Source organism: Ensifer sp. ENS08 (genome assembly GCF_014852195.1).
Lineage (GTDB): Bacteria > Pseudomonadota > Alphaproteobacteria > Rhizobiales > Rhizobiaceae > Ensifer > Ensifer adhaerens.
The window spans coordinates 534138-547337 of sequence record NZ_JACVBF010000001.1; the positions used below are offsets into that span (position 1 = coordinate 534138).

At 61.8% G+C, this 13200-nt stretch carries 15 protein-coding genes; 1 reads left to right on the plus strand and 14 read right to left on the minus strand.

Annotation, left to right across the window (positions count from 1 at the left end):
* Positions 1-304: 304 nt before the first annotated feature.
* Positions 305-1246 carry a flagellin gene (locus IB272_RS02490; protein WP_064816980.1) on the minus strand — a complete coding sequence of 314 codons (942 nt, stop codon included), beginning with the start codon at positions 1244-1246 and terminating at the stop codon, positions 305-307.
* Positions 1247-1535: 289 nt separating this feature from the next.
* Complete coding sequence (locus IB272_RS02495; RefSeq protein WP_064816979.1) at positions 1536-2477, minus strand: flagellin; 942 nt, start codon at positions 2475-2477, stop codon at positions 1536-1538.
* A 369-nt stretch (positions 2478-2846) separates the two neighbouring features.
* Between IB272_RS02495 and IB272_RS02500 the strand changes: the two genes are divergently transcribed.
* Positions 2847-4760: a glycosyltransferase family 41 protein gene (locus IB272_RS02500; protein ID WP_060522248.1), complete on the plus strand. Its 1914-nt coding sequence runs from the start codon at positions 2847-2849 to the stop codon at positions 4758-4760.
* A gap of 212 nt (positions 4761-4972) precedes the next feature.
* Here the strand turns inward: IB272_RS02500 and fliP are convergent, their stop codons facing one another.
* The 12 genes from fliP to fliI form a co-directional block, all read right to left on the minus strand.
* Positions 4973-5710, minus strand: coding sequence for a flagellar type III secretion system pore protein FliP (fliP, locus tag IB272_RS02505; RefSeq protein WP_034796894.1), 738 nt, complete (start codon positions 5708-5710; stop codon positions 4973-4975).
* A gap of 8 nt (positions 5711-5718) precedes the next feature.
* A complete protein-coding gene (locus IB272_RS02510) occupies positions 5719-6213 on the minus strand; it encodes a flagellar basal body-associated FliL family protein (RefSeq protein WP_034796896.1) in 495 nt (164 codons plus the stop codon).
* 18 nt (positions 6214-6231) lie between these two features.
* A complete protein-coding gene (gene flgH, locus IB272_RS02515; protein WP_034796898.1) occupies positions 6232-6945 on the minus strand; it encodes a flagellar basal body L-ring protein FlgH in 714 nt (237 codons plus the stop codon).
* On the minus strand, positions 6942-7481 hold the full coding sequence (locus IB272_RS02520; protein ID WP_034796899.1) for a MotE family protein: 540 nt from the start codon (positions 7479-7481) through the stop codon (positions 6942-6944). Before IB272_RS02520 ends, flgH begins: the two co-directional genes overlap by 4 nt.
* Complete coding sequence (locus tag IB272_RS02525) at positions 7478-8593, minus strand: flagellar basal body P-ring protein FlgI (RefSeq protein WP_043613025.1); 1116 nt, start codon at positions 8591-8593, stop codon at positions 7478-7480. Before IB272_RS02525 ends, IB272_RS02520 begins: the two co-directional genes overlap by 4 nt.
* Positions 8590-9099 carry a flagellar basal body P-ring formation chaperone FlgA gene (flgA, locus tag IB272_RS02530; RefSeq protein WP_060581898.1) on the minus strand — a complete coding sequence of 170 codons (510 nt, stop codon included), beginning with the start codon at positions 9097-9099 and terminating at the stop codon, positions 8590-8592. The genes IB272_RS02525 and flgA overlap by 4 nt, the downstream gene beginning before the upstream one ends.
* Before the next feature lie 17 nt (positions 9100-9116).
* Complete coding sequence (flgG, locus tag IB272_RS02535; protein ID WP_034796905.1) at positions 9117-9905, minus strand: flagellar basal-body rod protein FlgG; 789 nt, start codon at positions 9903-9905, stop codon at positions 9117-9119.
* 11 nt (positions 9906-9916) lie between these two features.
* Positions 9917-10258, minus strand: coding sequence for a flagellar hook-basal body complex protein FliE (locus IB272_RS02540; protein ID WP_034796908.1), 342 nt, complete (start codon positions 10256-10258; stop codon positions 9917-9919).
* Positions 10258-10677 (minus strand): flagellar basal body rod protein FlgC, encoded by a 420-nt coding sequence (gene flgC / locus IB272_RS02545; protein ID WP_034796910.1) that lies wholly within the window; start codon positions 10675-10677, stop codon positions 10258-10260. The genes IB272_RS02540 and flgC overlap by 1 nt, the downstream gene beginning before the upstream one ends.
* A 5-nt stretch (positions 10678-10682) precedes the next feature.
* Positions 10683-11063: a flagellar basal body rod protein FlgB gene (flgB, locus tag IB272_RS02550; RefSeq protein WP_034797574.1), complete on the minus strand. Its 381-nt coding sequence runs from the start codon at positions 11061-11063 to the stop codon at positions 10683-10685.
* A gap of 179 nt (positions 11064-11242) precedes the next feature.
* Positions 11243-11797: a hypothetical protein gene (locus IB272_RS02555; protein ID WP_060581897.1), complete on the minus strand. Its 555-nt coding sequence runs from the start codon at positions 11795-11797 to the stop codon at positions 11243-11245.
* Positions 11797-13188 carry a flagellar protein export ATPase FliI gene (gene fliI, locus IB272_RS02560; RefSeq protein WP_034797576.1) on the minus strand — a complete coding sequence of 464 codons (1392 nt, stop codon included), beginning with the start codon at positions 13186-13188 and terminating at the stop codon, positions 11797-11799. The genes IB272_RS02555 and fliI overlap by 1 nt, the downstream gene beginning before the upstream one ends.
* Between the last annotated feature and the right edge of the window lie 12 nt (positions 13189-13200).

Genomic DNA, 13200 nt, shown 5'->3' on the forward strand with positions numbered 1-13200 from the left:
GAATCGCCCCTGTTTTGCCCTGGAGGCGACCCTTCGCTCTTAACCAAGATGTAACGATCTCATAGTTAACAAATGGTTAATGCCATTAGGAAGTCGGTAACAAAGGTGAACAAAAATAAGGAAAGATGGACGAAGCGTTAAGATGCGTACCGTCACCCATGGAACGAATGCCGGCGGCATGCGGCACGCCTGGCGGCCATTGAATACCGGAGCGCAAAACGAAAAAGCCGCACGATCCACGGGGGATGTGCGGCTTCTTTTCGAAGTGACGGGCGAAGATCGCCCGTCATGTTCGGTCGATCGATTAACGGAACAGCGACAGGATGTTCTGCGAGTTGGTGTTAGCGATCGTGAGTGCCTGGATGCCGAGCTGCTGCTGCGTCTGCAGAGCCTTCAGGCGGGTCGATTCCTCGTTCATGTCAGCGTCGACGAGACGGCCAACGCCCTTCTCGATCGAGTCCGAGAGGTTTTCGACGAAGCCCTTCTGCAGATCGATACGGCTGTTGAGCGCACCGAGGTCGGCGGCAGCGTCGGTCATCTGGGTCAGGATGGAGTCAACACCCGACAGAGCCTGCGACAGAGCGCCGCCCGTCATGTTGGTGATGTCGAGCGTCATGACGCTGAAGGTCAGCGCTACGGTCGCACCGGTCGTGTCGGTGTAGGAGATGTTGCTGGAGAGCAGGCCCGTGCCGGTCGTGACGAACGCGCCGGAAGCGTTCATTTCGATCAGCGAGCTCTTGTTGGTGTCGTACTGCAGCGTCGTCAGGCTGACATTGCCCTTGGCGTCGCGGTTGAACGAACCAACGACCGACTTCGTGCCGGCAGCGTTGTTCGGGTCGGTGAAGACCCAGTTTTCGCCGGAGAACGAGGCCGACTTGGCAATGCTCAGAAGCTGGTTCTGCAGCTCCTTGATTTCCTTCTGGATCTTGCTCTTGTCAACGCCCGGCTCGCTGGCGGTTACCAGCTTCTTCTTGATTTCGTCGACGACGTCCTTGGAGTTTTCCATGGCCGACGAAGCAACGTCGGTCTTGGCAGCGCCGAGGCCGAGGGCGTCCTGAACGGCCGAGAGGGCCTTGTTGTCCGAACGCATGGTGGTCGCGATCGACCAGTAAGCAGCGTTGTCAGCCGCGGTGGCGACGCGCAGACCCGAGGAGATGCGCTCCTGGGTGGTTTCCATCGAGGAGTTGATCGAACGCAGGGTGGCGAGTGCGCCCATGGCGGAAGAGTTGGTCAGAATGCTCGTCATTGGCTGAGTGCCCCTTGTTGGCAAAGATGAAATGGAAAGGGACATTCCGGGATTACCGGGAAACGACGGTCAGCCTCATGCCTGCTGACGCTTTAATCTGTTCGGGTCAACCCGTCGTTTCGATGGTTACAACAAACACCATCGTGGTTAACGAACCCTAAAACCCAGAGAAACTTTTCGAAGTTTTATCAGTGCATTGGCGACAAAGAAAAACCGCGCCTCTTGCGAAGCGCGGTTTCGTATCTTGCATCGGGTGCGGACCGTGGCCCGCCCCCTTTCAACCCGTCGATTAACGGAACAGCGACAGGATGTTCTGCGAGTTCGAGTTGGCGATCGACAGTGCCTGGATGCCGAGCTGCTGCTGCGTCTGCAGAGCCTTCAGGCGGGTCGATTCCTCGTTCATGTCAGCGTCGACGAGACGGCCAACGCCCTTCTCGATCGAGTCCGAGAGGTTTTCGACGAAGCCCTTCTGCAGATCGATACGGCTGTTGAGCGCACCGAGGTCGGCAGCAGCGTCGGTCATCTGGGTCAGGACCGAGTCAACACCCGACAGAGCCTGCGACAGAGCGCCGTTCGTCATGCTGGTGATGTCGAGCGACAGAACGCTGAAGGTCAGCGATACGGTCGCGCCGGTCGTGTCGGTGTAGGAGATGTTGCTGGAGAGCAGGCCCGTGCCGTTGGTGACGTTGGCACCCGAAGCGTTCACTTCGATCAGCGAGCTCTTGTTGGTGTCGTACTGCAGCGTCGTCAGGCTGACATTGCCCTTGGCGTCGCGGTTGAACGAACCAACGACCGACTTCGTGCCGGCAGCGTTGTTCGGGTCGGTGTAAACCCAGTTTTCGCCGGAGAACGAGGCCGACTTGGCAATGCTCACGAGCTGGTTTTGCAGCTCCTTGATTTCCTTCTGGATCTTGCTCTTGTCAACGCCCGGCTCGCTGGCGGTTACCAGCTTCTTCTTGATTTCGTCGACGACGTCCTTGGAGTTTTCCATGGCCGACGAAGCAACGTCGGTCTTGGCAGCGCCGAGGCCGAGGGCGTCCTGAACAGCCGAGAGGGCCTTGTTGTCCGAACGCATGGTGGTCGCGATCGACCAGTAAGCAGCGTTGTCAGCCGCGGTGCCGACGCGCAGACCCGACGAAATACGCTCCTGGGTGGTTTCCATCGAGGAGTTGATCGAACGCAGGGTGGCGAGTGCGCCCATGGCGGAAGAATTGGTGATGATGCTCGTCATTAGAGTGTCCCTTGATTACTTTAGACGATTTAGGGGACATACCGGACTTCCCGGTGATGGCGGATCGGCTTCATGCCACTCGGTTCCAACTATCTCGGAAGAAACCAAACCCGTCATGTGAAAGGGACTATCGCGTGCAAAGCTTGCGAATTGATTAAATGCCCAAGGCAGCTTGGGCCGAGATAACTTATACTTAACAAGACTTTAATGCTGCCACGGATGCAGAGATCACAGCCCCGCTGCCGCCAGCAAAGATGTGTCGGACGGTGGTTCGCTCCTGCCTGAGGCAAGCTCCCCCGGGTAAACTCGGCTTCGAACAAGGACTAGCAAGCCGGCGCCGGTCGCCGCGCCTCTTCGACGGAGCTCTTAGTGAACGCCCAAGCCATCTTTTCGACCGCCTCCCGGCAATACCAGAAGGGGCAGTACACGGACGCGCTCAACCAGCTGAATGTGCTGATGGAGATCAACCGCGACACCAAGACCTATGTGCTTCTGGCGAAGGTCCTCGTGAAACTCGGTTTCAAGGCTGAGGCGGCCCGTGCCTACCAGCTCGCCGGTGAAGCCGGCGGCTCGCGGGCGGAAGATTACCTCACCGACGCCATGAAACTCTACTTCGCGAACGGGCAGGAGGACGAGGCACTGAGCATCGGACTGCCGCTTCTGGAGAAGGCCAAGACAGATGCCGAGATCGCCTTCATCATCGCCTCGATCTTCCTCAAGCGCGGCGAAAAGGAAATCCTGGGGCTTTTCAAGGCGCCGCTGACCCTGAGCACCAACCGCCTGCACAATGCGCTTGCCTTCAAGCTGTTGACCGCCGAAATCAACGACCTGCAAGATCGTGACGCGCTCGCCAATCTCTTCCGCAACAACCCGAAGAACACCACGCTGCGGTCGGCCCATCTCGTCTATGCGCGTGAGGCCAACGACTATGCCGAGGTCGAGAAGCACGAACGCGACATCCAACGGGCACTGAAAGCCGGGCAGACCGAAATTCTTGCAGCTGAAGCGCCCTACTATCACGCGACCTGGTGTGGCGACGAAAGCTTCAACCGGGTCGCCGGCGCACAGCTCAACCCGTTCCCGAGCAGCCTGACGGAAGTACGCCGCGCCGCGCCGCACCGCTGGGGCGAGCGCATTCGCATCGGTTATGTTTCCGCCGACTTCTGGGACGACCATGCGACCATGAAGCTGCTGAAGGCGGTGTTGATGGCGCACGACAAGACGCGCTTCGACGTCACCCTTTTCTGCCATACCAAGAGCGCGCTTGCGGCGCGCGACCAGGACATACGCGCAAGATGGGGCAGGATCGTCGAGATCGGCCACCTCACCGACGACGAGGCTGCGCATGTCATTCGCCAGGAAAACATCGACATTCTCGTCGACCTGAAGGGGCATACGCTCGAAAGCCGAGTCTCCATCTTCAACCGGGCCGCAGCTCCCGTGCAGGTGGGCTGGCTGGGCTTCCCTGGGACCACCGTCAACGTCGATCTCGACTACATCATCGGCGACCCTTGTGTGCTTCCGGACAGCAGTAAGGCGCATTATTATGAAAAATACTGCCGCCTGCCGGAGACCTACCAGCCCAACGATCCCTACGAGCGCGCCCGGCCCCGGGCGATGTCGCGCAAGGATGTCGGCCTTCCCGAGGATGCATTCGTATTTGCCTCCTTCAACGCAAATCGCAAGATTTCGCTTCAGACGGTCAATCTCTGGATCGACATCCTTCGCCAGACGCCCGGAAGCCTGCTGTGGGTGCTGTGCGACAGGGCGGATGCACGCACAAATCTGCTGGCCAAGTTCAAAAGCGCCGGCATCGATACCAAGCGCATCGTCATCTGCGGCAAGTTCGCCTACCAGAACCACGTCGACCGCGTTCCGCTCGCCGATCTCGGCCTCGACACCTATCCCTACAACGGCCACACGACCACATCCGAACAGCTCTGGGCAGGCCTGCCGGTGCTGTCCTTCAAGGGCACGAACTTCGCTTCACGCGTGAGCGAGAGCCTGCTGAACGCCATCGGCGTGCCGGAACTCGTGGCCACGGGGCCGGAGGACTACGTCAAGGAAGCTGTCGCGCTCTACAACAACCGTGACAAGATCGCCGACTATCGAAAGAGGCTGGACGAGAACCGGTTCCGGATGCCGCTATTCGATGCGGAGCGTTTCTGCCAGCACCTGGAAACGGGCTACGAAATGATGGCCGACCGCGCCAAGCGCGGACTGGCACCTGATCACATCGACGTTCCGGCATTGCCGCCGCGCATCGGGTCGTTCGAACGCTGAACGGCGATCATCCCGGAAAGACAAAAGGCAGCGCCGCGGCGCTGCCTTTTTTGTTGTCCCGTTTCGAGGATCGCAAAGCCCGATGGCGCGGATGATCCGGAGCGCCATGCGCCGAAGGCAAGCGCATCGCGGTTTTCGGGATGCGGCTCTTCTCTTTGAGCTTTTGATTTGTCGCCGTCGCTAGCGCGCCGCGCACTCTCCGTGCGACAGCTCTAACTGAAGGAGCGCACCAGACTGCCGACGAGGAGGTTCCAGCCGTCAATCAAGACGAAGAAGAGAATCTTGAACGGCAACGAGATCGCCGTCGGCGGCAGCATCATCATACCCATGGCCATGGTGATGGTAGCGACGATCAGATCGATCACCAGGAACGGCAGCATGATCAGGAAGCCGATTTCGAAGCCGCGGCGAATTTCCGAGATCATGAAGGCCGGCACGACCGCGCGCAGATCGACCTTGTCGTCGACGACGACCGTCTGGCCCTTTTCCTTGGCGATGTCGATGAAGAGCTGCAGGTCCTTGTCGCGCGTATTGGCGAGCATGAAGTCGCGGAAAGGCTCGGTGATCCGGGGGATCGCCTCCGCCTCTGTGATCTGGTTCTTCATCAGCGGGTCGATGCCGTCCCGCCAGGCGCGATCGAAGGTCGGCCCCATGACATAGAAGGTCATGAACAGCGCCAGCGAAACCATGATCATGTTGGATGGCGTGGTCGCCAGGCCCATGCCGGTGCGCAGGATCGCAAAGGCAATCACGAAGCGCGGAAAGCTGGTGACCATGATCAGGATGCCGGGGGCCACCGACAGCACGGTCAGAAGACCGAAGGTGCGGATGATCCACGAGGCGGCAGAGCCGTCGATAGGCGTATTCAGGATATCAGAGGGGAAGCTCTGGGCGCCGGCAATACCGGACATCGCCATCATGGCAACTATAAAGGCGACTAGCCGGACCATTTATCGAATCATTGGATGACGAAGGTTCTGAACATCACATTGGTTACGCGCCCATCGGAGCGCAGGTCAACCCGCTCCTGGATGTCATCCCGGAGATATTGAAAGCCGCGTGGTCCCTGGATTTGTTGCAGGGAAACGGTTTTCAGGTAGGCGGCGATATCCTGGTGGATCTGCTCGGCGAGTTTGGGGTCAGGCAGGCCGTCGAACTGCAGCGCCACTTCCAGGCGGATCCAGTTTTCAGAGGGATAGGCAAGGTTGGTGGTGATCGGGTCGAGCTGGACGACGCCGTTCGCTTCGGTCGCTACCTTCGGCAGGCCTTCTTCGCCGGTCGCATTGGCGGCCGGCTCCTTGGTCGCTTCCACCTGCTCCTTCGGAGGCGGTGGTGCGAGCAGGCCGCCCACCAGCCAGCCGCCGCCGCCGGCAAGCAGCGTCAGCACGGCGATGGCCGCGATGGTCAGCACCTTCGACGGCGGCTTCGGAGCGTTGGAATCGAGTTCTTCCATCTTGCCGTTCCCTGCCGATCAGATCGGCGAAAATAGATCCATGAACTGCTGGCCGTAGGGCGGCTGCTGCACTTCGGTCAGGCGACCACGGCCGCCATAGGAGATGCGCGCCTCGGCGATGCGGTCGTAGGAGATGACGTTGTCGGCATCGACGTCCCGCGGCCGGACGATACCGGCGACGTTCAGGATGCGCAGCTCGTGGTTGACCCGCACTTCTTGCGAACCGCTGATCAACAGGTTGCCGTTTTCGAGAACGCCGGTGACAACGGCGGCAACGAGCACCCGCAGCTTTTCCGAACGCTCCGTCGTGCCGTCACCTTCGGTCTTGGTATTCGAGCCGTATTTCAGGTCGCCGGACCAGCCGAAATCGCTCGTCTGAGACTTGCCGCTGGCGCCGACGTTGAAGCCACTCGAGTTCTTGCGGCTACGGTCCGTCTTGTTGTCGAAGGTTGCGCCTTCGTTGATCTTGATGTCGACCGTCAGGATATCGCCGACATTGATCGCGCGCGCGTCCTTGAAGAGCGCTGCCTGCTGGTCGTTCCACAACGAATAGCCATTCACCATCTGGCGCGGCTGCTTCGGATACATGGCGAGCTGCGGCGTCTGCGAATATTGCAGACCGCTGCCGATCGGGCTCATCGACGGCGCGCGGCCGATTTCGTTGAGCGCTTGGTTCTGACATCCCGCAAGGAGGGCGGCCCCGGTCAGTATAGCCGTTAGACGCGTTTTCATGATGGTTCCTTCGAGGTGTTCGGGTCGCTGGCGCTCGAGATGATGTTGGTAAGGATCGCCGCCTTCTCATCGCTCATTTCGCTCAGGATCAGCGATGACTGGCGCGGTGGCAGCTGCATGACGATGGCGGCGGCAATCTCAGGCCTCACCATCTCAAGCTTGCCGGCGGCTGCGTCCGGCTTCATCGTCTTGTAGATACCCACGAGGTTGAGTTCCGCCTGTTTCAGGAAATCGTTGCGGCGGTTCAGCCAGTCTTCGTATTCCTCGCGGCGCTTTTCGAGCGTGGCGATGCGCTCGTCGATGCTTGCCTGCAGCGTTTCGAGATCCTTGCGCTGCAGCACATAACGCTGGTCGCGCGCGGCGTCGGCGATGTTGGTGCAGAACTGCTGGATCTCGTTCTGGGTCGCGTCGCTTGCGGGCGGCGCCGTGACGTCCTGGGCAAAGGCGCCCGGCATCGAAAGCATGGACGCGACAGCCGCCGCGGCGAGCAGCAGCCTGCGGGTCCGGCCGAGAGAATGATTGTCGTTTGCGATCATTGCAGCACGAGCTCCGCCTGGAGGGCACCGGCCGTCTTGATGCTCTGCAGGATGGCGATGATGCCGTCCGGCTTGACGCCGATGTTGTTGAGGCCGGCGACGAGCGAGCGAAGGCTCGAACCGTTGAGGATCGCCACCGTGCCGCCGTCGGACTGCGCGTTGATCGTCGTGTTCGGTTCCATCGCCGTCTGCCCGCGCGAGAAGGGCAGCGGCTGCACCACTGTCGGCGTCTCGCTGACTTCCACGGTCAATGTTCCGTAGCTGACCGCCACCTCGTTGACCCGGACATCCTGGCCGATGACGATCGTGCCGGTGCGTTCGTTGATGACGACGCGCGCAGGCACGTCGGTCTCGATGACGATGTTTTCGATGTCGGCCATCAGCCGCGCGAGGTCCGCCATCTTCGGCTTTTCGACGAGAACGGCCTGGCTGTCGCGCGCTTCCGCAATGCGACCGCCATATTGTTGGGCCGCGTATTTGTTGATCGCTGCGGCCATGCCGACGGCGGTCGAGAAATCAGGATTGCGCAGCTGCAGCACGAGGTTGAAGCCGTCCTTGAACTTCGACGGCAGCTCACGCTCGATGATGGCGCCGTTCGGCACGCGACCGGACGTCGTGACACCCTGGTTGAGGGTTGCGGCGTCGCCCTGCGCGTTGAAGCCGGTGACGACGACGGAGCCTTGCGCGACCGCATAGATCTGGCCGTCTGCACCCGAAAGCGAAGTCATGACCAGTGTGCCGCCGCGCAGCGACGTGCTGTCGCCGAGCGAGCCTACGGTCACGTCGACGCGGCTGCCGGGGCTGGCGAAAGGCGGCAGGTTCGCCGTCACCAGTACGGCCGCGACGTTGCGCGTCCGGGACTCGCCGCCCTGGGTGGAGATGCCGAGATTTTGCAGCATCGCGCGGATCGACTGGTCGGTGAACGGCGACGAGCGCAGGCTGTCGCCCGTGCCCTGCAGGCCGACGACGAGGCCGTATCCGATAAGCTGGTTGTCACGGCCCGCCTGAAGCGAGGCGACGTCCTTGATCCTGGATGCGCCGAAGGCGGGCGTCAGCGCCATGGAGAACGCGACAGCCAGCGACAGGAACCATTTGCATGCAAGCATTTTCATTTCGCCACCACATGGACAGTGCCGTCGGCCATCACCGTTCCGGAAACGATGACGCCGGTATCGATGTTGCGCGCCCGGATCAGTTCGCCGACGGCGGCGTCCTGGAGCGGCGATCCGGCAGCGCTGATGGTCAGGCCGCCATTGCTAAAGACGAGGCGCACGGTCGAACCGCGCTCGACGGCATATTGCTCGCGAAGCGCGCTCGCGAGGATCACCCGGCCGGGAAGAAGCGTGCGCTTGGTGACCTTGCCGTCGATCTCGCCCAGGGTTCTGATGTAGCCGTCGGCGAGATCAGGGTTGGTGACGTCGACGACTTCGACGCGGCTCGCATCGACGGTTTCGCCCGGATAGATGGTCTGCGTGGGGATCACCGCCGTCAGCCGTTCCGCATAGCCTGCCGAAGGCAACAGGAAAGCGGCGGCGAAGAGCGCGCCAGCCGCCAGCCGCCGCGCGCTGGCGCGGCCGGCCTTCGAAGCCTTGATGTCTGCGGATCGGCGAAACGTCATGTTTGCCCCCTCTTTCGTTACCTGAGGTTCTTGCTCACCGTGGCCGCCATTTCATCGGCGGCCTGAATGATCTTGGAGTTCATCTCGTAGGCGCGCTGCGCAGAGATCAGGTCGGTGATTTCCTTGACCGGATCGACGTTGGACGCTTCGAGATACTTCTGCTTGATCTGCGCGAAGCCCGGATCGGCAGGCGTACCGACGATCGCGTCGCCGGAGGCCGGCGTCTGTTTGAAGAGGTTTTCGCCCTGCGGCTCGAGGCCCGCCTCGTTGACGAAGTTGGCGATCGTCAGCTGGCCGATTTCCTGCATGGCGGGGTCGTTGCCGATGCGCACCATCACCTGGCCGGAGCTCGTGAAGACGATGTCGGTCGCGTCCTGCGGAACGGTGATGCCCGGAACAACGGTGTAGCCGTCGATCGTCACGAGCTGGCCTTGCGCATTCTTGTTGAAGGCGCCGGCACGGGTATAGACCGTCTCGCCATCGGGCGTTTCGACCTGGAACCAGCCACGACCGATCAGCGCCAGGTCGTACTCGTTGCCGGTCGAAACCATGCTGCCCTGGATGTGAAGGTTGCGTACGGCCGCCGTCTGCACGCCGAGACCGATGATCGCGCCTTCCGGAACGATCGCCTGGTTCGAGCGGTTCGGCACGCCCTGGGCGCGTTCGGTTTGATAAAGCAGATCGGAGAACTCGGCGCGCGCACGCTTGTAACCCGTCGTGTTGATGTTCGCGATGTTGTTCGCGATGACTTCGAGGTTCAGCTGCTGGGCGTTCATGCCGGTGGCGGCAATGGAAAGGGCCTTCATGTCTCGTTCCTTCAGATCTGCATGCGCGCGATTTCGAGGTAGGCGGTGACCACCTTGTCGCGGATCGCGATCGCGGTCTGCAGCGACTGTTCGGCGCTCATCACCGCATCGACGACCTCACGGGTGTTTGCCTGGCCGCGAATGCCGTCGAGTGACATGCCTTCGGCCTTCTTCATGGCGCCGATGGCGTCGCTCGCCATGTCGCCGAGAACCGAAGCGAAGCTCTGCCCCTGCGGCACGCCCTGGGTGGCGGCCGGCATGCCGAAGATCGACGACGAGGATGACGTGGAGTGGGTGCCGTCGGTCTCTTTGGTGACCGAGAACGCGCCGAGGGATTTAACTGCATCGATCATTATTGCGAGGCTCTCAACAGGTCGATTGTCTGGGAAATCAGGTCGCGGGACTGCTTGATGGTCTGGAGGTTCGCCTCATAGGCGCGGTTGGCTTCGCGCATATCGGCCATCTCCACCAGAATGTTGACGTTCGGCAGCTTGACCATGCCCTTTTCATTGGCGGCCGGATTGCCCGGATCGAACTCGATGTTGAAATCCGAATCGTCCGTGCCCTGCCGCTCGATTTCGACCAGCGAGGCGCCGCTTGCGCGGTCCACTTCGGCAGCAAAGCTGATGGTCTTGCGGCGATAGGGATCCGCGCCCGGCGTATCGCCGGTGGAGCGGGCATTGGCGATGTTTTCGGAGACGATGCGCAGGCGAGTCGATTCCGCCTGCAGGCCGGAGGCCGATACCTTGAGGGCCGAGGTCAATGGATCCATGGTTCTTACTTCCGTACCGCCATTAGCATCATTCGGTGAAAGGCCTTCACAAGGCCGGCGGAGAGCTCGTAGTCGCGCTTGATTTCGCCGGTCTTCATCATTTCCTGCTCGATCGCGACGCTGTTGCCGGATTGCTGGATCTGCACACCGTCGACCATGCCGACTTCAGCCACCTGAGAGGCTGCGAGGCCGTCCGTGAAGTGCATCTTGTTGGTCGCCGCCATCTGGATGCCGGCGTCCTGCAGCACGCTTTCGAACGGCTTGACGTCCTTGGCCTTGTAGTGCGGCGTGTTCGCATTGGCGATGTTGCCGGCCACCACGTTCTGGCGAACGGTCAGCCACTGGGCCTGCCGGGACGCGAGTTCGAAAAGCTGAATCGGTTGCATCAAAAGCTCCATGCTTGGTGATGCGAACCTAGGCCGGTAATCTTGCGTGGGACTTTCGTCGGAAAGCGATGCCCAAGGGATCGGGGCCTCTGCTGCCGGGGATTGCCTGCAAAAGACGGAAAGCCGCGTCATCCGTCAGAGATGGCGCGGCGGTCACGAGCAAGGAATTCGGGTCTACGTCAGTTGGCCTGGTACATTTCGCCGGACGAGGTGATCATGACCCAGTGGCCATCCCGCTGCTCGAGCGTGGCAAGACGCGTGTTGTCGGGCAGAACCGAGCCGATGCGCACGATATACATGCCGCTCGCATCCTCGATCAGCGCCCGGCCGTTGGCGACATGCATCAGCTTGAAGCCGGACTTGCCGGGAAAGGGCTGCGACAGCCCCTCTTCGGCAGCCGTACCTTCCGGTCCCGGACCAGCGCCGATGCCCGGCACGGTCGCCGTCGTCAGCTGGTCGATGGCGGCCACGGTGTCGCCGTCCGCGTCGGGCATGGCGAGCGGAGAAACCGAGACGACGTTGCGCGCGGCGCGTTCCGGCAGATCACGGGTCGAGCCCTGCCACAAAGGCGGCATGGTGAACTTGTCCTGGTGGAAGAAGGCATACCAGGGAAAGAAGGTCGCGAAAGCGGCAAGCGCCACGCCGGTCGCGGCCAGGAACTTGTCGGTCATCGGCATGCGGCTGCGCTTGCGCTGATGCACCATCTCGTCCGCGTCATAATCGGTCATGGTCATCACCTCGCTCTCGCACCCGGCTGATTGCCCATCGCCGCCGCCTTCAGCGCGTTGGCGAGATCGGAAAAGGCATCCTGTGCCGGGCGCTCACCGGCGGTCTGCGTCAGTACCTCGTAGATGACCGGCACCTGCTTGATCGCCATGTCGAGATCCGGATCGCCACCCGGGCGATAGCCGCCGATCAGGCGAAGGTCGCGGGTCTCTTCGAAGCGGTGGATCAGCGCCTTCAGGCGTGAGACCAGCTTCTCCTGGTCGGGGGTCCAGGCCTTGCGCGCCAGGCGCGAGATAGAGGCGAGCGGATTGATCGGCGGATACCGCCCCTCCTCCGCAAGACTGCGTTCGAGCACGATGTGCCCATCGAGGATACCGCGCGTCGAGTCGGCGACCGGATCGTTGTGGTTGTCGCCGTCGACCAGGATGGAGATGATCGCCGTGATCGTGCCGGCGCCTTCGGTGCCGGGGCCGGCGCGCTCCAGAAGGCGCGGCAGTTCGGTGAAGACAGAGGCCGGATAGCCGCGCGCGATCGGCGGCTCGCCGGACGCGGTTGCGACCTCGCGGATCGCGTGGGCGAAGCGGGTGACGCTGTCGACGATCAGAAGAACATTGTCGCCGTTGTCGCGATAATGCTCGGCGATGGTGACGGCGGTCAGCGGCGCCATCTTGCGCAGCATCGGGCTTTCGTCGCTGGTCGCGACGACCGCGACGGACTTCGCCAGATTGTCGCCCAGCGTATCCTCGATGAATTCGCGCACTTCACGGCCACGTTCGCCGACCAGCGCGATCACCACCTTGTCAAAGGCATCGGCGCGCGCCAGCATGGAGAGCAGCGTCGACTTGCCGACGCCCGAACCGGCAAAGATGCCGAGACGCTGACCAAGGCAGAGCGGCGAAAAAATGTCGATCGCGCGCACGCCGGTCAGGAAGCCCTTCTCGACTCGCTTGCGCGTCATCGACGGCGGCGCGGTGTTGGTGATCGAGCGGCGCACGTCGCCCTGCTGTAGAGGTCCGAGACCATCGATCGGCTCGCCGAGCGCATTGATCGCGCGGCCGCACCATTGGTCGGTCGGCGCGACACGGAAGGCGCCCTTGCGAATGACCGTGTCGTGGATGCCGATCGGATCGCCGGGCTCGATCGGGCAGACGACCACCCGCTCCGGCTCGACCCGAACGACCTCGCCGAGATGGGTTCCGGTGACGCTCTTGTGGGCGACGAAATCGCCGAGCCGGACATGGCGCGACAGGCCAGTCACCGTATAGTGGCCAGGCGAGATCGTCTGGACGTGACCGCCGGGCGCGATCGAGAATTCGGGTTTGGCATAGCGTTCGACCAGGCCGGCAAGTGCCGCCAGAGATGTCGATCCCGTGCTCGTTTTCTGGCCTTCGCTTTGCATGCCGATGTCCGT

Excerpts from the sequence above, each read along its gene's own strand:
- IB272_RS02490 (WP_064816980.1), bottom strand. The coding sequence starts at position 1,246 with ATGACGAGCATTCTGACCAACTCTTCCGCCATGGGCGCACTCGCCACC.
- IB272_RS02495 (WP_064816979.1), bottom strand. The coding sequence starts at position 2,477 with ATGACGAGCATCATCACCAATTCTTCCGCCATGGGCGCACTCGCCACC.
- fliP (WP_034796894.1), bottom strand. The coding sequence starts at position 5,710 with ATGGTCCGGCTAGTCGCCTTTATAGTTGCCATGATGGCGATGTCCGGT.
- IB272_RS02510 (WP_034796896.1), bottom strand. The coding sequence starts at position 6,213 with ATGGAAGAACTCGATTCCAACGCTCCGAAGCCGCCGTCGAAGGTGCTG.
- flgH (WP_034796898.1), bottom strand. The coding sequence starts at position 6,945 with ATGAAAACGCGTCTAACGGCTATACTGACCGGGGCCGCCCTCCTTGCG.
- IB272_RS02520 (WP_034796899.1), bottom strand. The coding sequence starts at position 7,481 with ATGATCGCAAACGACAATCATTCTCTCGGCCGGACCCGCAGGCTGCTG.
- IB272_RS02525 (WP_043613025.1), bottom strand. The coding sequence starts at position 8,593 with ATGAAAATGCTTGCATGCAAATGGTTCCTGTCGCTGGCTGTCGCGTTC.
- flgA (WP_060581898.1), bottom strand. The coding sequence starts at position 9,099 with ATGACGTTTCGCCGATCCGCAGACATCAAGGCTTCGAAGGCCGGCCGC.
- flgG (WP_034796905.1), bottom strand. The coding sequence starts at position 9,905 with ATGAAGGCCCTTTCCATTGCCGCCACCGGCATGAACGCCCAGCAGCTG.
- IB272_RS02540 (WP_034796908.1), bottom strand. The coding sequence starts at position 10,258 with ATGATCGATGCAGTTAAATCCCTCGGCGCGTTCTCGGTCACCAAAGAG.
- flgC (WP_034796910.1), bottom strand. The coding sequence starts at position 10,677 with ATGGATCCATTGACCTCGGCCCTCAAGGTATCGGCCTCCGGCCTGCAG.
- flgB (WP_034797574.1), bottom strand. The coding sequence starts at position 11,063 with ATGCAACCGATTCAGCTTTTCGAACTCGCGTCCCGGCAGGCCCAGTGG.
- IB272_RS02555 (WP_060581897.1), bottom strand. The coding sequence starts at position 11,797 with ATGACCATGACCGATTATGACGCGGACGAGATGGTGCATCAGCGCAAG.
- fliI (WP_034797576.1), bottom strand. The coding sequence starts at position 13,188 with ATGCAAAGCGAAGGCCAGAAAACGAGCACGGGATCGACATCTCTGGCG.